At 72.9% G+C, this 20355-nt stretch carries 13 protein-coding genes; 8 read left to right on the plus strand and 5 right to left on the minus strand.

All coding sequences use genetic code 11. The annotated features are described in order from the left end of the window. Nucleotide 1: 1 nt before the first annotated feature. A complete protein-coding gene (locus AC0B61_RS18835) occupies nt 2–475 on the minus strand; it encodes a hypothetical protein (protein WP_471741814.1) in 474 nt (157 codons plus the stop codon). Nucleotides 476–784: 309 nt separating this feature from the next. Further along, nucleotides 785–1756: a phosphotransferase family protein gene (locus AC0B61_RS18840; RefSeq protein ID WP_471741815.1), complete on the minus strand. Its 972-nt coding sequence runs from the start codon at nt 1754–1756 to the stop codon at nt 785–787. A gap of 100 nt (nt 1757–1856) precedes the next feature. On the opposite strand from AC0B61_RS18840, the gene AC0B61_RS18845 reads away from it, so the two are divergent. Continuing rightward, nucleotides 1857–2198 (plus strand): DUF6191 domain-containing protein, encoded by a 342-nt coding sequence (locus AC0B61_RS18845; protein WP_471741816.1) that lies wholly within the window; start codon nt 1857–1859, stop codon nt 2196–2198. A 196-nt stretch (nt 2199–2394) separates the two neighbouring features. Here the strand turns inward: AC0B61_RS18845 and AC0B61_RS18850 are convergent, their stop codons facing one another. Beyond that, nucleotides 2395–3042, minus strand: coding sequence for a hypothetical protein (locus AC0B61_RS18850; RefSeq protein WP_471741817.1), 648 nt, complete (start codon nt 3040–3042; stop codon nt 2395–2397). Nucleotides 3043–3322: 280 nt separating this feature from the next. On the opposite strand from AC0B61_RS18850, the gene AC0B61_RS18855 reads away from it, so the two are divergent. Genes AC0B61_RS18855 through AC0B61_RS18865 form a run of 3 tightly spaced genes read left to right on the plus strand, consistent with a single transcriptional unit; the run spans nt 3323 to nt 7693 of the window. Then, nucleotides 3323–4786, plus strand: a complete 1464-nt coding sequence (locus AC0B61_RS18855; RefSeq protein WP_471741818.1) for a DUF4331 domain-containing protein — start codon at nt 3323–3325, stop codon at nt 4784–4786. Continuing rightward, complete coding sequence (locus tag AC0B61_RS18860; RefSeq protein WP_471741819.1) at nt 4783–6147, plus strand: tetratricopeptide repeat protein; 1365 nt, start codon at nt 4783–4785, stop codon at nt 6145–6147. The genes AC0B61_RS18855 and AC0B61_RS18860 overlap by 4 nt, the downstream gene beginning before the upstream one ends. Nucleotides 6148–6175: 28 nt before the next feature. Next, on the plus strand, nt 6176–7693 hold the full coding sequence (locus AC0B61_RS18865) for a nickel transporter (RefSeq protein ID WP_471741820.1): 1518 nt from the start codon (nt 6176–6178) through the stop codon (nt 7691–7693). Nucleotides 7694–7779: 86 nt separating this feature from the next. Here the strand turns inward: AC0B61_RS18865 and AC0B61_RS18870 are convergent, their stop codons facing one another. Beyond that, nucleotides 7780–15351 carry an SDR family NAD(P)-dependent oxidoreductase gene (locus tag AC0B61_RS18870; RefSeq protein WP_471741821.1) on the minus strand — a complete coding sequence of 2524 codons (7572 nt, stop codon included), beginning with the start codon at nt 15349–15351 and terminating at the stop codon, nt 7780–7782. A gap of 145 nt (nt 15352–15496) precedes the next feature. On the opposite strand from AC0B61_RS18870, the gene AC0B61_RS18875 reads away from it, so the two are divergent. After that, entirely contained in the window at nt 15497–16237 is a 741-nt protein-coding gene (locus tag AC0B61_RS18875) for a thioesterase II family protein (protein WP_471741822.1), read from the plus strand. 77 nt (nt 16238–16314) lie between these two features. Here the strand turns inward: AC0B61_RS18875 and AC0B61_RS18880 are convergent, their stop codons facing one another. Next, nucleotides 16315–17268 carry a pirin family protein gene (locus AC0B61_RS18880; protein ID WP_471741823.1) on the minus strand — a complete coding sequence of 318 codons (954 nt, stop codon included), beginning with the start codon at nt 17266–17268 and terminating at the stop codon, nt 16315–16317. A 107-nt stretch (nt 17269–17375) separates the two neighbouring features. Here AC0B61_RS18880 and AC0B61_RS18885 point away from each other — a divergent pair, with 107 nt between their 5' ends. From AC0B61_RS18885 to thrS, 3 genes are all read left to right on the plus strand, one after another. Next, the gene (locus tag AC0B61_RS18885; RefSeq protein ID WP_471741824.1) at nt 17376–17864 is read left to right on the plus strand and encodes a carboxymuconolactone decarboxylase family protein; all 489 of its coding nucleotides are present in this window, start codon (nt 17376–17378) and stop codon (nt 17862–17864) included. Nucleotides 17865–18088: 224 nt separating this feature from the next. After that, nucleotides 18089–18829, plus strand: coding sequence for a leucine-rich repeat domain-containing protein (locus AC0B61_RS18890; RefSeq protein ID WP_471741825.1), 741 nt, complete (start codon nt 18089–18091; stop codon nt 18827–18829). Between the two features lie 211 nt (nt 18830–19040). Continuing rightward, a complete protein-coding gene (thrS, locus tag AC0B61_RS18895; protein WP_471741826.1) occupies nt 19041–20309 on the plus strand; it encodes a threonine--tRNA ligase in 1269 nt (422 codons plus the stop codon). Nucleotides 20310–20355: the final 46 nt, after the last annotated feature.

The raw sequence follows: 20355 nt of genomic DNA on the forward strand, positions 1-20355 counted from the left end.
GTCAGCCGGTCCCGTCCACGCCGTCCTCGTCGGTGGGTGGTGACACCTGCCCCTCGGCCGCCTGGTGGTAATGCAGGCTGCCGCCCTGCACGGCGAAGAGGGTGCCGTGGTCGCGGGCGGTGTTCGACTGCGTCCATACCTGGCGTCCGGCGGGCAGGCCGTCCTGTACGCGGGCGACGAGCTCCCGCAACTCGCCCTCGGCGTTGGGGTGTTCCTCCAGCAGCAGGATCAGCCGCCGACGCCACACGGGCAGCAGCTCGGCCCGGATCTCGTCCGCGTCGGTCGGCTCGGCGCGGCCGACCAGGACGGCGTCCTCGTCGAGCTGCGCGCCGATCGCCTCCCCGCGGGCCTCGCCGCCCCGCCCGAAGAGCCGGACCACCCTGCCGCGGGCGCCCTGCCACAGGTCGGTGGCCATGGCTCCGATCAGCGCGCTCGCCCCCGCGCCGGCGAGCGCCGTCAGTGACTCGGCCAACATCCGTCCTCCCGACTCCGCTGTGGCGGAACGGCCCCAGGAGACCCAACTCCGCCCGTCCCGAACCAGGTTAGCCCGGGCCGGACCGGTCGTGGCTGGATGAACGATTTCGATGTCCTCAGTGGTCGTAGGCGATCAGGGATCGTTTGTCAGCGAAGCCCCCGGCCCGGGTTTCCCGGTCAGCGGTGCCCTCTGAGATCCCCCAGTGGCTTCCGAACGGGGGTTGACCCAGCCAAGGCCACCCCGGGTCACGACCGCCGTAGGTGCCGGGGAGCGTAGACCGTGGCGCCGACACACCCCGGACCGCCGTGCTCAGCCCAGCGCGGCCATCAGGGAGGTGACATAGGCATCCAGCCGCTCCTCCACGACCCGTGTCGTCAGCTCGGTCCGTCCTGCCTCCTGCCACGGCTGCGCCACCCACTGCACTTCCTCCGAGAACGCCAGTGGCACCCGCACCTGCCAGTACAGCCGCTCGTCCGCGGCCGCGGCCAGTATCCCGCCGGCCTCCTGGTACGCCTCGGTGAAGCGCAGGCCCCACACCGGGCCGTACAGCAGCGCGAGATTGGTGGAGCAGTGCGCCACGTCGAGGTCCGCGGGGCCACAGGAGGCCGCCGCCCAGTCGACGACGCCGGTGATCCGGGCATCTGCCGAACCGGCCGGGTCCTCGGGCGGCAGGCCGAACAGCACATTGCAGGGTTGGAAGTCCCGGTGCAGGAACCGCCCTTCGTAGCGCGGAGCGGGCCTGCGGATCACGTCGATGGCGGCGGCCCAGACCGCGGCGTCGGCGCCCTCGGGGGTCACGACCGTGTCGGCGGTCGACAGCGCCACGTACTCCCGGGGCGGTGCGGCCGGCCGCACCGCGTGGATCGCCACGAGTTGACGGGCCAGCAGGGGCAGGCGCGTCTCCAGCCCCTCCTCGTCGAGGACCGGCTGGCCCGGCAGGTGGGTCATGAGGAGCGAGGGGTACTCGCAGTGCGCGGCGGTCGGATCGACGCCGACGAGTCCGGGAGCCGGCACACCGGTGCCGGTGAGCGTGGTCAGGGCGTCGGCCTCCCGGTGCAGGAGGTCCTCGGCCGGCCCCTGCCGGGTCGGGTCGACGAAGGAGCGCAGCACCAGGTGCCGGGTGCCTCCGCCCCGCGTGCCGATGGTCAGCCTCCGCATTTCGGCGGTGGCGCCGCCGTGCAGCGCCTCGGCTCCGACGACCCGCTCGCCGGCCTCCAGGTGACGGCGCACCCAGGCCAGCGTCAACGGTCGGACAATCCCCGCCTCATGTTGATTGGTCACCGTGCCACCTCATCATGCGGACGGTGAATACGGAACTGACGGCCATCGTGCCCAGTCCCATTGACGGAACTGCCGTCGGTGGACCGGACGTTACCCGGTCATGCTGAGCACGGTGAGTGTCACGGGAAGCCTGCTGTTTCCCGCCGCCCCGGTCGCGGCGTTCTTCCTCCTGGCCGCCGCGAGACAGCTCGTCCTGCGAGCCCAGCGGCCCGCATGGGTGCTTCAACACCTGCAGCGTCGCGAGGACCTGGGTGAACGCGGGGTCGGAGCCACCGCGACCGAGGAGCTTCACGCTCTCCTCTACCCCAGCAAGCGAGTGCAACTGGAGCAGCGCCGGATCGAGCTGGTCCTCCGCGATGACGAGAACGACGGCGCACCCCCCAAGACCGGAATCGACCCGCCAGCGCGAGCGTGGCTACGGTCAGCGCCTTGCGGGATGTGATGGCCATGGAGTGGTTCCGTTCTGTTGTATCCGACCACCGGGGAGAAAGCGGTGGGCGATGCCGTGGAGGAGATCCGCCGTGCCCACGACCAGGGGTCTGGTGCCGTGAGCGGCCGGGAGTGCTCAGCGGTGCTCGGCCTTACCGGGGTACGGACGGACCCGGCGATCCGTCCGTACCCCGGTGTCGGTATCGGGGTCACGAGGTCGGTACGTAGTCGAACTTCGGGGTCAGCTCGCCGAACATCGAGTCGACGGCCAGGCCGTCCTTGAACCAGAACTTGGTCAGGTCAGCTGTGTCCTGGGTGACGTGGAACGGGACGCGGTCGAGCTTGAAGCCGGTGAAGGTCGGGCGGCCGTTGGCCAGGACCTCCGCCGGGGTGGTGTAGGCGAGCAGCGTCTCCGGGCTGATCTGCCGGCCGTTGAGCTTGACGCCCGCCGAGTAGCCGGGCTGCGGCATGACCCGGATCCAGGTGGCCTGCAGTTCGACCGTGGTGCCGCTGCTCTGCTGGGTGAGGGTCATCCCGCCCGGGTAGTAGATCCGGCCCTTCTCGTCGAGGTGGTCGCCCGCCGTCGACCCGATCGGCATGTCGACGCCGTAGCCGTCGGGGTCCAGTACGAACGGTGCGATCGCGCCGAGCTTGATGCCGTTGCGGTCGAACCAGGCCTTCGTGGTGTCGCTGAGCCGGACGTGGGCGCTGCCCCACGGCGAGATGTACGGACCGGCCGTGGACGGCGCGCTGCGCGGAGCGGCGTCGACGCCGGGGGCGGAGGCGTCGGCCGGGGCGGCCGACAGGGCGAGTGCCCCGGCCAGCGAGAGCGCGGCGATACAGCGGAACAGTCGCATGGGCATTGCTCCTTCTTGTCAAGCGGAATTGACGCCTCTGAGCTGAAGCGCAGCCATGGGTAACGCAGGTCGAAAGGCCCTCGCAACCGGTGATCACTCTCGCGGGGGAAACCCGCCACCCGTTTGGTTGGCTTCCGAACCGATTCCGGCGTTTCATGATCCACAGCCGCCTAGGGTGAGCGCGTCCGGACGGCACCGTCAGAGATCCCGCGTGGCTCTTTCGTGCCCGCACGCCGTGCGGAGGGTCCACCAACATCCCTACTGAGGCTTGGAGTTGCCGATGCCCCGTCCGCCGTCCCGCCGCGCCAAACGGCTCGCGCCCGTCGCAGCGATCTCGCTCCTCACCGCCGCCGCGCTGGTCGGCCCGTACCTCGGGACCAGTGCGGCCGGCGGCCACTTCGACGCGCCCGGCGTGATCGCCGACCCGCAGGCCAACGTCACCGACGTCTACGCCTTCACCAGCCCCGACGATCCGTCGATGGCGACGATCATCGCGGACGTCCAGCCCCTCCAACTGCCCGCGACGACGGCGACGCCCGTCAACTACCCGTTCGCGACCGGCGGTGCCCGGTACGAGGTCCACGTCGACAGCCGTGGCACGGGAAAGTCCGACCTCACCTACCGGTGGACCTTCCGCACCGAGGACCGTCGCCTGTTCGGTGCCGGTCCGATCGCGGCCGGCCCGGTCCGCTCGCTGAAGGACCCGGCGCTACTGCTTCGCCAGTACTACACGCTGGAGCGGATCCGGGCCGGGCAGCCGGCGGAGGTCCTGGTCAAGGACGCGCCGGTCGCGCCGACCCGGCAGAGCCTCGCCGTGATGCCCGACTACGGAGCGCTGCGCGACCAGGCGACCACCGCGCTGCCCGGCGGCGGCCGCACGATCGCCGGCCAGAGTGCGGAGTCCTTCCAGGCCGACGCCCGCGTCTTCGGCTACTTCCTGGCCGGCACCGCCGGCCCGGTGCCCGGCTACCTGCCCGCGGCGAACCCGCTCACGGCGATCAACGTCAGCAGCCTGATCCTCCAAGTCCCCAAGTCCGAACTCGCGTTGAACGGGGACGCCAAGCGCAACCCGGTGGTCGGCGTCTGGGCGACGATGTCCCGGCCCGGCGCGGACCTCTCCCGTGACCTGCGCACCCAGGACGCGACGTACCGGCAGGTCGGCCGGCTCGGCAACCCGCACATCGGCTTCGCGCTCTGGGGCACCTTCGGCGGGACCGCCACCCCCGGCGGGCCCGAGGACCGGTTCAACGCCCGCCCGGCCGACCAGGACCAGAACGACCAGGCCTTCCTCGCCTCGGCTCTGGACCCGGCCCCGCCGCACAAGATCGAGGCAGCCGGCGGCCGTCCCGCCCCGGCCGGACCGCGCACCGACATCCGGGCGCTCTTCCTGCGCGGGATCGGCAAGGACAACGGCGCCAAGTTCGGCTTCGACCTCAACACCCAGGCGATGAACGCCGACGCCGACCCGAGCGCGCTCGCCTTCGCCGACGAACTGCGGCTGAACCTCGGCACACCGGTCACCGCCAACCCCGACCGCCTCGGCGTGCTGGCCGGCGATCCCCAGGGTTACCCCAACGGCCGCCGCCCCAACGACATGATCGACAACTCGCTGCTGCGGATGCTGGAAGGCGAACCTGGCGGTCGATCCGCGGCCGACCTGCTGCCCGAACCGCTCTTCGACCTCCAGCCGAAGCCGGCGAGCGACGCGTTCCCGTACCTCAACCTGCCGCACGCGCTGCCGTGACCCAGCCACCCGAGAGCGTCGCCGCCCGTCGTCCCAGGTGGCGACGGGCGGCGGGGGCCGCGATCGGCGGCGCGGCCGTGCTGGCCTGCGCGGGCGCGCTGCTCGCGCTCGGGCCGTCCGGGCCGCCGATCGCGGCCGGCCCGCCACCCCCGACCGGGCCGGGATCCACGGCCGCCGCCGCACCGCCGGCCACCGCGGACCGCCTCACCGCCGCCGGCTCCGCCGTCCGCAACCGCCCCCAGGACCCGCACGCCTGGAACGAGCTGGGCCTCGCCGCGCTCGACCAGGCGCGAACCACCCTGGACGCAGCCCGCCTGGCCGACGCCGAGCAGGCGTTCCGACACTCCCTCGACCTCAAGCCCGAGGCCAACTACGACGCCGTGGCCGGCACCGGCATGCTCGCCAACGCCCGCCACGACTTCGCCGCCGCCCGGGAGGCCGGCCGCCGCGCGACCGCCATGGCCCCCGACCGGCCGACCGGCTACCTGGTCCTCGCAGACGCCGAGATCCAGCTCGGCGACTACCCGGCCGCCACCGCCGCCGCCCAACGCCTGCTCGACCTGGCCCCGACCGTCCCCGGCTACACCCGGGCCGCCTACGACCTGGAAACCCACGGCCGCGCCGAGGAGGCCAGGATCACCCTCGACCGCGCCCTGCAGAGCGCGAGCACGCCCGGTGACATCGCCTTCTGCGAACACCGCATCGGCGACCTGGCCTGGGAACAGGGACAGTTGGGCGAAGCCGACGAACACTACCGGCGCGCCCTGGCCGCCACCCCCGACGACTACTACGCCCAGGCGGGCCGGGCCCGCGTCGCCGCCGCCCAGGGCCGCTACGACGAGGCCGCGGCGGCGTACCGTGCCCTGGTCGAGCATGTGCCGCAGCCACAATTCCTCCTGGAGTACGCCGAGTTGCAGCTCTCGCGGCACCTCGACGCGGACGCCCGGCCGCAACTGGCCGCGTTGGCCGCCGAAGTCCGGCTGCTCGACAGCGGCGGCGGCCCGGTCGACCCGGCACTCATGCTCCACCAGGCCGACCACGGCGACCCGACGGTCGCCGTACGGCTCCTGCGCGCGGAATGGGGAAGACGCCACAGCGTCCTGGTCGCTGACGCGCTCGGCTGGGCACTGCACCGGGCCGGCCAGGACACCGAGGCGCTCGACCTCCTGGACCAGGCCGCGGCCACCCACTGGCACACCGCCGCCCTCGACTACCACCGCGGCACGGTCGAAGCCGCGCTCGGACGCCCCGAGGCGGCCACCGACCTGCGAGCGGCGCTGCGCCTGAACCCGTCCTTCTCGCCCTACCACGCCCCCACGGCCCGGCAGTTGCTCGAGACGCTGCCGGTCGGCACCGGCTGACCCCGAGCCCCTCGTCAGGAACCCATCCGTGAACCGAACACCGCGAGCCGTCCTCGGCGTGATCGCCGGGCTGCTGCTCGGCCTCGCCCCCGGTACCGCCGCGCACGCCCACCCCCTCGGCAACTTCTCCGTCAACCGGCTCGACCAACTGCGGCTCCTGGCCGACCGCATCGAGGACACCGCAGTGGTGGACTCGGCGGAAATCCCGACCGCCCAGGACCGCGAGGTCACCGACACCGACCACGACGGCGTGATCAGCCCGGCCGAGGCCGCCGTCCGGGCGACCGCCCGCTGTACGGAACTGGCCACGGGAGTTCGGACCGACGCGGACGGGCAGGCACTCGGCTGGCGCCTGACCGGCAGCGCGCTGGAATACCGCCCCGCCGCCGCCGGGCTGCCGACCGCCCGGCTCACCTGCACCCTCACCGCGCCCGCCGCGCTGGACCGGCCGGCCCGGATCCGGTTCACCTCGGGCGCGGACGGCGGCCGCCTCGGCTGGAAGGAGATCACGGCCGTCGGCGACGGGCTGCACCTGACCGAGTCGTCCGTCCCCACCGAGAGCGTCAGCGCGGCGCTGACCGATTATCCGCAGACCCTGCTCGACCGCCCCCTGGGCGAACTCACCGCCGAACTGCGGACGGCCCCGGGGAGCAGCCAACCGGTGCCGGCCACAGCCCACGACGGCGCGGCACCGCCGGCCCAGGACGGCTGGGTGCCGTTCCCCGCCCTCGAACGGCGACTGAGCGACCTGGTCGGCGCCCGCGACCTCACCCTCCCCGTCGGCCTGCTCGCCGTCGCCCTCGCCCTGCTGCTCGGAGCGGGCCACGCCGCCCTGCCCGGCCACGCCAAGCTCGCCGTGGCCGCCTGCCTCGCGCAGCGGCGCGGCGGCCTGCGCGCGGCGCTGGCCGTCGGGGCCACGGTGACCATCACCCACACAGCGGGCGTCCTGCTGACCGGCCTGCTGCTCACGGCTTCGGCCGGCCTCGCGGGCGAGCACCTGCTGGGCTGGCTCGGCCTGCTCGGCGGGGCACTGATCACGGTGATCGGCGCGGGCCTGCTCTACCGCGCCGTCCGCACCCTGCGCGACGGAAGCCGGCACCAGCCCGAGCACCACGACCACCACGAGCACTCGCACGGCCACTCGCACGCGCACGACCACGAGCACTCGCACGGCCACTCGCACGACCACCACCACCGGCACGGGCGGCGACTCGGCGGCCTCGCCTCGCTGCTGGGGATCGGCCTGGCCGGGGGCCTGGTCCCCAGCCCCTCCGCCCTGGTCGTGCTCCTCGGTGCCGTCGCGCTCGGCCGCTCCCTGTTCGGCGTGCTGCTGGTGATCGGCTACGGCGTCGGCATGGCGCTCGCCCTCGCCGCGGCGGGAGTCCTCCTCGCCGGCGGCAGCACCCGCCTGGCCGACCTGACCAGCCGCCGCCTGCCCACCCTGCGCCGCCTCACCCCCTACACCTCCCTGCTCACGGCCGCAGTCGTCCTCACCGTCGGCCTCGGTCTCACCATCCGCGGGCTCCCGGGCGTTCCCGGTATGTGAACCGGGATCTCCTCCCCGCCGGCGCTGCCGACGAGTGCACGTCATCCCTGATACCGCGGGTCGGGGACTCCCCACTCTGCTGCCGGTCAAGCAGTGGCGGGCCGGTTGAGTAGGGTCAGGACACGGTTGGCGAGATCGTTGATGCCGGCGGCACCGATGACTTCCATGGTGGGGATTTCGCAGGCCAGTTCACGCTGGAGGGCGACAACGAGTTCGGCGGCCATCAGCGAGTCCATGCCGAGGGTGTCCAGGGGGCGGGTGCGGTCCACCCGTTCCGGGGCGTGGTGGGTGACGCGGGCGACCAGGCGGACGAGGAGGTCGGCGACGGTGGTGTGCTGGGTCTGCGGGTCGTCGCAGGTCAGGGACCGTCGCAGGTCGCCACCTTGCTCGTCCTCGGCTTCTTCGGGGGGCAGGAGGGCGGCGAACCTGGGAGCGCGCAGGGCAGGTAGCAGGGTGACCATGCGCGGGAAGTCGAAGTGGCCGACCTGTACGACCGCCGCGTCGCCGTCGCCCTCGCGGTCGCGGTCGCGGTCGCGGTCGGCGGCGGCGCGGGTCATGAGGTCTTCGAGCGCGGTGAAGATCTGCTGGGAGGACAAGGGGCCGAGACCCATGCGCTCCAAGGTGCCGGTGTATTCGGCCTCGACGGCGGTGCCGACCTCGCCGATCAGTCCCCAGCCGACGGCCAGAGCGGGCAGGCCGGCTGCCCGGCGGGCGCGGACGAGTCCTTCCATGGCCAGGTTGGCGGCGGCGTAGGCGGCCTGGGCGCGGTGGCCGACGGTGGCGGAGATGGAGGAGTTGATGACGAAGAACTCCAGGACGGCCTTGCGGGTGAGACGGTCCAGGACGGCTGCCCCGCACAGCTTCGGCGCGAGGACCGTCTCGATGGCCTCGTCGCTCAGGTCGGTCAGCAGCCGGTCCTCCAGGGTCATGGCGGAATGGACGACGCCGCGCAAGGGCCGTCCGGTCCCGCCGATCCTCTCCAGGACGGCGCCGATCGCCGCGGGGTCGGCCACGTCGGCGGCGTAGGCGGTGGCGGTGGCTCCCTGACGTGCCAGGTCGGCGAGCAGCTCGGCCGCGCCGGGAGTGGCGGAGCCGCGGCGGCTCACCAGGGCCAGGTGGCGGGCGCCGCGGGCGGCGAGGAAACGGGCGGTGGCGGCCCCGAGTCCGGTGAGGCCGCCGATGATCAGGTAGGTGCCGTCCGGTGCGCAGGCGAGGCGCCTGGCGGCGGGTGCCAGGTGCGGCGGGGTCTCCAGCGACATGACGACCTTGCCGACGTGCCGGGAGTGCCGCAGCAGGGTGAAGGCCTCCACGGCCTGGTCGGCGGGGAACACCTGGTGCGGCAGCGGCTGGTAGGCGCCCTCGTGGACGCGGCGGACGAGCTCGGCGAAGTGACGGCTCGACAGCTCGGGCTGGCAGGTGAACATCTGGTGGGCGTCCACGGCGTGCAGGGACAGGTTGTTGCGGAAGGGCCGCAACGGGAGGCGCCCGCCGGTGTGGATGTCGCGTTTGCCCAGCTCGATACAGCGGCCGCCGGGCCGTAGGACGTCGAGGTTGCGCGCGATGGCCTCACCCGCGAGGGAGTTGAGGACGACGTCGACCCCCTTGCCGTCGGTCAGCTCCAGTACGTGGTCGGCGAACGCGAGCGTGCGGGAGTCCAGCACGTGGTCGGCGCCCAGCAGGGTCAGCAGATCGCGTTTGGCCGGGCTGCCCGCGGTGGCGATGACCCGGGCGCCCACCTGGTGGGCGTACTGGAGAGCCGCGAGTCCCACGCCGCCGGCGGCGCCGTGGACGAGGACGGTCTCGCCCTCGGTGAGCCGGGCCAGGTGTTCCAGGGCGTGCTGGACGGTGAAGAAAGCCACCGGCAGCGTCGCGGCCTCGGCGAAGCCCAGACGGGCGGGGATCAGGCCCGCGGCCAGGGCCGGGACGACGACGTGCGAGGCCAGCGCCCCGGGAGCGTAGGCGAGGACGCGCTGCCCGACGGTGAACGGGGCACCGGCCCCGACGGCGCTGACGACACCGGCGCATTCCAGGCCGAGGCTGTACTCGCCGGGTGCCGGGCTTTCGGCCCCGGGTGGCAGCAGGCCGGTGGCCAGCATCACGTCACGGTAGATCAGGGCGGCCGCTCGCACCTCGACGGCCACTTGGCCCGGGCCGGGGGCGGGCGGCGCGGGGGCGGGCGTCCAGTCCAGGCCGAAGCCCAGACCCGGCCGGCGCAGCCTCAACCGGTACGGGCTCCCGTGCGCCGGCACGGTCGTGGCGGGTGCTTCCCGCAACCGAGGCACGAACCGCCCGCCGGAGGTGAGGACGATCTCGTCCTCCCCGGCCGGTTCGGCCAGCAGCTCACGGGCCAGCCGCCGGGCGTCGCGCTCGGGCGAGGGCCCCGGCTCGAACGACAGCCGTCGGACGGCCGGCCTGGCCTGTTCGTTGGAGACCGTCCGGGCCACGCCCCACGGGACGGCGTCGCCCGGGGTCAGCAGCGCTCCGGCTGCGGGAAGGGCCCCCGACGGCCGGGTGATCAGCCAGAGTTCGGGGGTGGTCGACCGGGGCAGTCCGGCACAGGCCTGGGCGAGGGCACGCAGCACCGCGGTACGGGTGACGGCCGGTCCCAGGATGTCCGACCCGTCTTCGACGTGGCCGGCTTCGTACGGTGTGCCGTCGTCGTCGCGGGGGGTGGCGGAGTCGGCGAGGAGCAGGACCACGGCGGGGCGGTCCCGGTCCGAGGACAGCCGGGCCGCCCACTGGGTGCGGTCGGTGGCGGCGGCCACGACAGCGACGGGGACGTCGCAGGTCGCGCGCAGGGCGGTCGCCAGGGGGCCGGCGAGGGCATTGTGCGGGTGCTCGGTGGCGATGATCCAGGAGGTCACGCCGGTTTCGGGGGCAGGTGCTTCGGGGCGGGGCAGCGGGCGGGGCCCACGGCGGGAGAGGAGGACCGAGTAGTCGCCACCGGTCCGGTCGGCGCCGAGCTGGGCCGCCTCGTCGAACCCGTTGCCGGCGAGCAGCCGCGGCCACTGATCGTGCGGGAGCAGGGGCGAGTCGGGGCGTAGGTCGGGGTCGTCGGCGTTCCAGAAACTCTTCAGCAGGCCGAAGATCGGCAGGAGCACGTCGGGGTTGTGGGTCTCGACGGCCAGCAGCTGCCCGCCGTCGTCGAGTAGAGCGGCGATACGGGCGAGGCTTTCCCGCAGTCCGGTCGTGGCGTGCAGGACGTTGCCCGCGACGACGAGGTCGAACGAGCCGGGGGCGAAGCCCTGCCGCTCGGGGTCCTGGTCGAGGTCGAGGGTGCGGTAGGTGATGTGGTCGTGGTCGCTGAAGCGGCGCCGGGCGTGGTGGAAGAACGCTTCGGAGACGTCTGTGAACGTGTAGTGGGTGCGGTCGGCGGGGAGCGCGGTGAGAAGTGCCGCGGTCAGGGCCCCGGTGCCCGCGCCGATCTCCAGAACGCGCAACGGCCGCCCGGAGGGCCAGTTCCGGGCGATCTCACGGGCCAGGGCGGCGGCCACGGCGTTGTAGTGGCGGGTGACTTCGGTGTCGGAGTAGAAGCTCTCCATCCAGTGGCGTTCGGCATCGCCGAAGAGCAGGGCGACGGGGTCCAGCCGACCTAGCAGGACGTCCGCCAGTACGCTGCCGCAGCGGCTGTAGAGGACGGCTTCCACGACCTGGCCCGGCGCGGTGCGCAGCAGTTCGGTCAGGGCCTGCCGCGGGTCGGCGGGGCTGGTGGGCGTCCAGACGCCGTCGCCGGTGCGGTGCAGCAGCCCGGCGCGTTCGGCGTGACCGAGGAGTCCGTGCAGCGCACGCCGGTACTCGGGGAGGGCGCCTGCCGCGATCAGGGTCTCGGGGCTGAACGTGGTGGCGGCCGGGTCGATGGTGTGGGCGGCCTGCAGGGTGAATTGGGCGCTCAGTGATTTGGCCAGGACGAGCGCCCGGGCGTACCGGTCGTCGTTCTGCGCGAGCAGGGAAGTGCCGGAGAGCGTGTGGGCCAGCTCGCGCGGGCCGGGCAGGTGGTGCGGCGGAATGTCGGGGTCGGGTCCGTGGGGGGCGGCGCGCAGGACCGTGGTCAGGTGCCGTGGCGCGGTGCGGGCGGCGTCGAAGCGGTGCAGCCGGCATGCGTCCAGTTCGGCGGTGACCTGTCCCTGGTCGTCGAGGAGCTGGATGTCCCAGCAGACTTCACGGTCGGTGGCCTCGCGGTGGCGTACGAGCACCCAGCCTTCCGAGGGTGGCGGGCTCCACACCCGAAGGGCCTCGACGGCGGCGGGGAGGTAGGGCGCGTCGAGTGGGCGATCGGAGCTGTCGCCGGTGCGGTGGAGCAGTGCGGCGCCGGCTTGGATGGCGCCGTCCAGGAGGGTGAGGTGCAGCAGGTGCCCGCTGTCGGGGTCGGTGGACGGTTGGGTGGTGGTGACGGATGGCTTGGTGGCGGTGGCGGACGGTTCGGTGGTGGTGAGGGTGTAGCGGGCCAGGACTTCGTCGGGGCCGGTGTGCAGCTGGGTGAGGACGCGGAAGGCGGGGCCGTAGCTGATGCCGGTCGCGGCGATGGCCGCGTAGTGGGCGGCGGCGGTCAGGGGCTCGCCCAGTCGGCCGTGCAGGTCGGCCAGGTCCTGTGGCGCGGGGCGTTCGCGCAGCAGCCGGCGGACGACTCCTCGGGCGTGAGCTCGCCAGGGGCCGGAGCCGTCGCGGCTGGAGAGGCGTACGGTGCCGTCGGCCGGGTCGAGGGCGGTCTGGAGCTGGATGTCCATCGCCGGGTCGTCGAAGGGCAGGACGAGGGCGCGCTCGACGGCCAGGGCGGTCAGCTGGACGGGGGCCTGGTGGTGAAGACGGCCTGCGGCCAGGGCGGTTTCGGCGAAGGCGGCGGCAGGGACGACCACGGCGTCGGCGACGACGTGGTCGGCGAGCCAGTGGTGCCGTGAGGGGTCGATGCGGGTCTGCCAGAGCGGGTCCGGGTGGCCCGACCGTTCGCCGAGCAGGGGGTGGTGGCGCCGGCCGTCACCGCAGCCGCGCTCGAACCACTGCGGGGCGCCGTGCCAGTGGTGTTCGCGCTCCCAGGGGTAGGGAGGCAGGCTCCGGACCCGGCCGGGAACCGGGAGGAGCCGGGCGTGGTCCATGCGCGCGCCGGCCGCCAGCAGGGTGGCCGCGGCCGTTTCGACGCCCTCGGTGCCGTCGCGGTCGCGGCTGAGGGTCGGTACCACGACCGTCTGCCCGGGCGGGCGCACGGCGCTGAGCGTGCGGCGCAGGTAATGGCTCAGGACGGGGTGCGGGCCGATCTCGACGAACGCGCCGCAGCCCGCTTCGGCAAGGGCCTGGACGGCGTCGGTCAACCGCACCGGCCGACGGACGTTGAGCCACCAGTACTCAGCCGTCAGTTCGTGGCCCTTCAGCAGGCCGCCGGTGACCGTGGAGGCGAAGGGGACCAGGGCGGACTGCGGCGCCAGGGCGCCCAGAGCGCTGCGCAGGTCTTCTTCGACGAGGTCCATGTGCCGGGTGTGGAAGGCGTGGTCCAGGTCCAGCATCCGGAAGAACGTGCCGCGTCCCGCCAGGCTTCGGGCCAGGTCGTCGAGCGCGGCCTCGTCCCCGGCCACGGTGACGTCCTGAGGGCTGTTGACCGCGGCCAGCTCCAGCCGGCCGTCGTAGGCGGCCAGTTCTTCCTCCGCCTCGGGGCGGCCGAGTCCGACCGCCGCCATCCGTCCCGACCCGGCCGTTCGGGCCTGGGCGCTGCTGCGGTGGGCGATGACCAGCGCCGCACCGGGCAGGTCCAGGGCACCGCAGGCATGGGCGGCGGCAATCTCTCCGACGCTGTGACCGACCACCGCCGCGGGCTGCACCCCGTAGGCGGCCAGAGTCGCGGTCAGGGCCGCCTGCACGGTGAACAGCAGCGGCTGGGCGACCTCGGTCCGCGCCTGGCGGCCGGTGTCGGTGCCGGTGGCGAGCTCCTCGTGCACGGACCAGCCGAGCAGCGGCGCCAGCGCCCCGTCGATCTCCTCGACGGCCTCCCGGAACGGGACGGAACGAGTGAGCAGGCTCCGGCCCATGCCCGTCCACTGGGCGCCGTTGCCGTTGTAGACGAACGCGACATCACGGCGGGACAGCGCGGGGACCTGCGGGTTCGCGGCAGCGGCGCGCAGCCGGTGGGCGGCGGTGGCGGCGTCGGCGGCCACCACGGCGGCTCGGTGGGCGTGGCGGCCACGGCGGGTGACCGAGGTGTGGGCGATGTCGTAGAAGACCTGCTCGTCCACGTCCGCTTCGCAGAGGCGGTCCGCCATGGCGGTGGCCGCCTGGGTGAGGGCGGCGGGAGTCCGGGCGGACACCAGGAGGGGCCGCGGTCCCGGCGCCGGGGCGGTCCGGGCCGCAAGGGCCGGGGCGGGGGCGAGAACGGCATGGGCGTTGGCGCCGCCGAACCCGAAGGAGTTGACCCCGACCAGTCCACCCGAGGCGGTGGGCAGCGGCACGGCGACAGGTACGGGGGAGAGGCCCAGGTCGGCGAAGTCGATGGCGGGGCTCGCTGGTTGGCCGTGCAGAGACGCCGGGATGACGCGATGGCGCAGGATCAGCAGGGCCTTGAGCAGGCCGGCGAGGCCGGAGGCCGATTCCAGGTGTCCGAGGTTCGTCTTGATCGAGCCGATGGGCAGCGGGTGGACGGATCGCCGCGCTGCCAGCGCTGCCGAGACGGCCTCGCACTCCAGCGGGTCGCCCACCGGGGTGCCGGTGCCGTGCGCCTCCAGGTACAGCAGGTCATCGGCGGCCAGGCCGGCCCGCCCGTACACCCGGCGCAGCAACGCCGCCTGCGCGCGGGCGCTGGGCTGGGCGAGGCCGGGGGTGCGGCCGTCGCTGTTGGTGCCGGTGGCAGCGATCACCGCGTGGATGCGGTCCCCGTCGGCGAGGGCGCGTTCGAGGCTCTTGAGCAGGAGGACGACGCCGCCCTCGGCTCGGACGAACCCGTCGGCGGCCGCGGAGAAGGCGCGGCACCTGCCGGTGGGAGAGAGCATCGAGGCCTTGGCGAACCCGACGAACTCGTGCGGGCCGACCAGGATGTTGACCCCGGCCGCCACGGCCGCCTCGCCGCCCGCGCGCAGGAATTCGCAGGCCTGGTGCAGAGCGACCAGACTGGACGAGCAGGCGGTGTCCACAGCGACGCTCGGACCGCGCAGATCGAACGCATGGGACAGCCTGCCCGCGGTGTTCGCGCCGGCGATGCCGGTCATGGTGTGCTGACCGACCCGCTCCAGGCGACTGAACTGCAGATTGCCGTACGCGTGGTTGGACACCCCGACGAAGACCCCGGTGTCGGTGGCGGCGACCGCCGCCGGATCGATGCCGGCGTCGTCGATGGCTTCCGCGGCCAGCTCCAGCAGCAACCGCTGCTGTGGATCCATGCACGCTGCCTCGCGCGGCGAGATGCCGAAGTACTCGGCGTCGAAGGCCGCGATATCGGCGAGCACACCGGCGGCATCCGTGTAGGTTCTACCCGGCCGACGAGGATCGGAGTCGGTGAATGCGTCCGTGTCGAATCGCTCGGGAGGGATCCGCGTGACCAGATCACGACCCTGAACGAGCGCAGACCACAGGGCGTCAATGCTGTCCAGGCCACCGGGAAGCCGACAGCCGATCCCGATGATCGCCACATCGTCCGCTCGCTTGCCCGCGCCACGCTCAGGGCTGTCCACTGCCCGGTCCATGTGTCTTCCCCGCCTCTGCCGCCAACCGTGGCACAGAGCCTGCCCGCGACCGGCATCGGAAGGCCAGCCAGAGCTGACCGAACGTCACGAACGAGTGAATCCAGGCGACTTGTGACAAAAGACCTGTTCATGTGAAGGGATGACGATGAGAGCGCTTGGTGACGGCCTGGTGTGGGAGCTGACACCCGAGGGGGCAGTGGCGGACCTGGCCGTACTCCTGCTGCCCGGGGTGGCGGGAAGCCCCGCCGACTTCGCCCTGTGGCCGCACTGCCTCGGGCCCCGCTTCCGCGTCCTGAGCGCACGCTACCCCGGGCGCGGCGACTCCCCCGTCCCGGCGGCGGATCTCACCGCGCTCGCCGGCGAGCTCGCCCAGCGCTTGACGTACCACGTCCCTGAACCGCTGGTCGTCTTCGGACACAGCTTCGGCGCCCTCATCGGCTACGAGACGGCCTGGCAGCTCACCCGGCGCCGTCAGCCGCCCGTCGCCCTCCACGCCTCCGCAGCTCTGTCGCCGCCCGAATACGGCGACATCGACCTCGACGCCCGGTCGATGGACGACCCCGCACTGACCCGCCTCGCCATGTCACTCGGCATCCACCTTCCACGCGACGAACACCGGCGCAGCGTTGCACTTCGCGCCATCCGACACGACCTCACCCTGATCGACTCCTACCGCCACCGAGCCGACCAACAGCTGACCTACCCGGTCACGGTGTGGACCGCCCGCGACGACTCCCTCATTCCGGCAGCCTCCGCGGCCAAGTGGCAGGCCGTGACCAAGCACAGGCTCACCCATCACACACTTCCCGTGGAACACCACTACCTCGACCTTCCCCGTGCCGTCGCCCTGATCGCCGGCCGGCTCCAGAGCTTGGCTTCGCCCTAGGTGTGTCGACTCGCAGGGGCTGATGCGTCCGCCGCTGAAAAGGCCGAATGCGCCGCGGCGGACAGCATCACCGAAGGTCAGCGCATGCGTCCGCGCGGCTTCAGGGGGGTGCCGGGGAGTTCGGGGGCGGGGAGGCGGTCGCCGGGGTAGCCGTGGACCTCGCCGAAGCGGTCGGCGGCGGCCTGCCAGTCGGCGCGGGCCCGGGCGATGTCCTCGTGGGTGCGCCCGACGAAGTTCCACCACATGACGATCTGCTCCTCGAAGGGCGTGCCGCCCAGCAGGACGGCTCGTGCGTCGGCGCCGGTGGTGTTGGTGAGGGTGATGGTGGTGGGGCCGGGGGCGAGGTAGCCGAGTTCGGCGGAGTGGAGCGGGGTGTCGGCGAAGCGGATCTCGCCGCGGTCGACCAGGAGGCCGTGTTCGAAGGCGGGGTCGACGTCGAGGGTGACGGTGGCGTGCGGGCGCAGGACGAGTTCGGCGCCGAGCAGCGGGGTGAAGGTGGGGACGGGGGAGGTGTCGCCTGCGAGGGAGCCGAGGAAGACGCGGGCCTCGCCGCCGTCCAGGGGGACCGGGGCCGGTGCGTGGTGGCGGAAGTCGCGGGCGGTGTGGCGGTGTTCCTCGGGCAGGGCGACCCACAGCTGCACGCCGTGCAGGACCGTGGTGGCCGGGGTGGAGACCTCGGAGTGGGCGATGCCGTGGCCGGAGGTCATCAGGTTCACTTCGCCCGGTCGTACGTACGCGTGGACGCCGAGGCTGTCCCGGTGCTCGATTTCGCCGGTGAACAGCCAGCTGACCGTCTGCAGCCCGGTGTGCGGGTGCGGGGCGACGTCCATGCCGCCGGTGCCGGCGACGTCGTCGGGACCGTAGTGGTCGACGAAGCACCAGGCGCCGATGAGGGTGCGGGAGCGCTGCGGCAGTGTCCGGCGCACGGTCATCGCGCGCGGGCCGCCGAGCGGGACGTCGCGTGCGGGCAGGACCTCCACGCGCGGATCGGCGGCGCTCGGCTCGACGAGGTCGGTCTCGGCGGTGCTCACGGTTGTGGTCCCTCCCGGGGGTGGATGGATGGTCTCGGATAGTTCTATATTCAACTATCATGTCATGGCAGAGTGACGGGCGACAGTGACCAGCCTAAGGAGTGCAGGTGAGTGACGTGACGGTGGTCCCGGCGGACCGGCGGGTGTTCATCGACAAGCAGAGCCCCCAGGCGTACAAGGCCCTGGTCGCGGCCGCCGAGGCCGCACGAGAAGCAGCGGCCGAGGCCGGGCTCGACCGCCGGCTGGTGGAACTCGTGAACCTCCGGGTGTCGCAGGTCAACGGCTGCGCCTACTGCCTGAACGTGCACACCAGGGCCGCGCTGCGCGAGGGCGAGACCACGCAGCGGCTGGGCGTGCTCCCGGCGTGGCGCGACACCGAGGTGTTCACCGCGCGGGAGCGCGCCGTGCTGGCGCTGGCCGAGGCGACGACCCACCCGGCGGACGCCGCCGCGCAGGCGGTCGCGTACGGCGCCGCGCGCGAGGAGCTGACCGAGGCGGAGATCTCCGCTGCGGTGTGGGTGGCGATCACCATCAACTCCTTCAACCGGGTCTCCATCATGAGCAAGCACCCGGTCCGGCCGACCCCGGGGCAGTGACCGCGCGGACCTCGGGTCGGTAGCTGCGCCGGTGCGGCGGCTTGGCGGCCCTGGCCCGTCCGTAGACTGGGTCGGGGGCGCCGGGCGGCACCGCCGAGCGAAGAGCGAACAGCGAAGAGCGAAGAGCGAACAGCGAAGAGCGAGAGCCGAGGACCGCAGGTCGTGCCTACGTCACCCAGGAAGCGGCGTCCGTCGACCGTCGCGCCGGCCTTCGGGGGGCAGGCGTGACGGACGTGACGCTGAACCTCTGGCGGCAGCCGCTCGACGCGGTGCCGGCCTCGGTGTGGGACCGCACCGACCTGACGGTACTCATCCTCGCTGACACCGGGATCTCCGAACTACCCCCCGACATCGGTCGGTTGACCGGGCTGCGCACCCTCGACCTCGGACACAACCGGCTCGCCGCGCTGCCCGCCGAGCTGGGCGACCTCACCGGGCTCGGTGACTTTCTCTACCTGCACGACAACGCCCTGACCGCCCTGCCGGACTCCCTCGGGCGGCTGACCGCGCTGCGCTACCTCAACATCGGAGACAACCGGCTCACCGAACTCCCCTCCACCATCGGGGAGATGACCGCCCTGGTCGAGTTGCGCGCACAGGACAACCGGATCGGTTCGCTGCCCGAAGCGATCGGCAACCTCGGCGCGCTCCGCGAACTCTGGCTTCGCGGCAACGCGTTGACCTGCCTGCCGGACTCCGTCGCCCGGCTCACCGAGCTCCGCGAACTGGAGCTGAGGGACAACGCGCTCACCGAGGTCCCGGCCGCGCTCGCCGGGCTGCCGCGACTGCGCCGCCTCGACCTGCGCGGCAACCGGATCACCGAACTGCCGCACTGGCTGACCGAACCCGCGGCGTTGCCGGCGCTGCCTGCGCTGGAGAAGCTGGACCTGCGGTGGAACGAGGTGCGGCCGTCCGCGCGTCTGCTGGACGCGCTCGGAGCGCGCGGGTGCGTCGTCCTGTACTGAGGCCTCGGCGAAGCCCTCGGAAAAGATCTTGCGCTCGTCTCCCGACCTGCTACGGTTGATCACATGAAGCGCGCTGCACTCGTCACGACGACGCCGGAGAGAGTCCCGGTGCGCTGACTGCTGACCTAGTCCGAAGCCCCGGGGCGAGTGCCCCGGGGCTTCGTCGTTTCCGGCTCCACTCGCCCGCGGCCCCAGAGTGGAGACCATCGCCATGAACGACCTTCCGTCGCACGTCCGTCCGTCGCGCGACCACCTGCAGCACAACCACCTCCAGCACGACCACCGCAAGCTCGGCCGAGAGCTCGACCTGTTCGACACCGACCCGCTGATGGGCTCCGGCCTGCCGTACTGGCTGCCCGACGGCGCCGCGGTCCGGCACGCCCTGGAGGAGTTCATCCGCGGTCGTGAGCGCCGGGCCGGCTACCGCCACGTCTACTCCCCGGTGCTCGGCAAGCGCGAGCTGTACGAGATCTCCGGCCACTGGGCGCACTACCGCGAGGACATGTTCCCACCCATGGAGCTGGGCTCGGAGGAGATGGTGCTGCGGCCCAGCCTCTGTCCACACCATGCGCTGATCTTCCGCTCCCGCTCCCACAGCTACCGGGAACTTCCGCTGCGCATGGCCGAGTTGGGCGGCATGTACCGTTCCGAGCTGTCCGGGGTGCTGGGCGGGCTGACCAGGGTCCGGGCGATCCAGCTGAACGACGCGCACATCTTCTGCACCCCGGAGCAGGCCGCCGACGAGGCCGTCGCCGCACTGGAGTTGATCCGCGAGGCACACCGGGCGCTCGGCATCGTGCCGGTCCGCTACCGGCTCTCGCTGCCCGGTGAGGGCGGCAAGTACGTGGCGGATCCGGCGCTGTGGGAGCGCGCCACCGCGCTGCTCGTCGACGTGCTGGAGCGATCCGGGGTGCCGTTCGAGGCGGCGGAGGGCGAGGCCGCGTTCTACGGGCCGAAGATCGACGTGCAGATCGCCGACGGCGCCGGGCGCGAGTTCACCCTCTCCACCGTGCAGATCGACTTCCACCAGCCCGAGCGGTTCAACCTGCACTACATCGGCCCGGACGGCGCCAAGCACCGCCCGGTGATGGTCCACCGCAGCGTGATCGGCAGTGTCGAGCGTGCGGTCGCCCACCTGATCGAGCTGTACGGCGGCGCGTTCCCGGCCTGGCTCGCGCCCGTCCAGGTCGTCCTGCTGCCGATCTCCGAAGCCGAACTGCCGCAGGCCGAACGGCTCCGCCGGCGGTGCCTCGACCTCGGACTGCGCGCCGAAGTCGCCGGGCCCGAGTACGGCACCCTCGGCGCCCGGATCCGGGCGGCCCGGCTGGTGCCGTACCAGGCGGTGATCGGCGCGAAGGAGGCCGTGGACGACCGGGTCGCGCTGCGCCTGCGGGACGGTCGACGGCTGGAGCCGCTGGTGGCCGAGGAGGCGTGGGCTCGGATCGGCGGGCTAGTGGCCGCGTGCAGCGCCGAGTTGTAGGAGGACGGCGCCGGGGGGTGATCCGGCCTCGGGCGCGGGGGGAGTC

It is taken from the genome of Kitasatospora sp. NPDC023385 (genome assembly GCF_055664045.1).

What these genes read in the sequence shown, in the direction of transcription:
- AC0B61_RS18835 (WP_471741814.1), bottom strand. Translation starts at nt 475, where the DNA reads ATGTTGGCCGAGTCACTGACGGCGCTCGCCGGCGCGGGGGCGAGCGCG.
- AC0B61_RS18845 (WP_471741816.1), top strand. Translation starts at nt 1,857, where the DNA reads ATGCTGAGCACGGTGAGTGTCACGGGAAGCCTGCTGTTTCCCGCCGCC.
- AC0B61_RS18850 (WP_471741817.1), bottom strand. Translation starts at nt 3,042, where the DNA reads ATGCGACTGTTCCGCTGTATCGCCGCGCTCTCGCTGGCCGGGGCACTC.
- AC0B61_RS18855 (WP_471741818.1), top strand. Translation starts at nt 3,323, where the DNA reads ATGCCCCGTCCGCCGTCCCGCCGCGCCAAACGGCTCGCGCCCGTCGCA.
- AC0B61_RS18870 (WP_471741821.1), bottom strand. Translation starts at nt 15,351, where the DNA reads ATGGACCGGGCAGTGGACAGCCCTGAGCGTGGCGCGGGCAAGCGAGCG.
- AC0B61_RS18875 (WP_471741822.1), top strand. Translation starts at nt 15,497, where the DNA reads ATGAGAGCGCTTGGTGACGGCCTGGTGTGGGAGCTGACACCCGAGGGG.
- thrS (WP_471741826.1), top strand. Translation starts at nt 19,041, where the DNA reads ATGAACGACCTTCCGTCGCACGTCCGTCCGTCGCGCGACCACCTGCAG.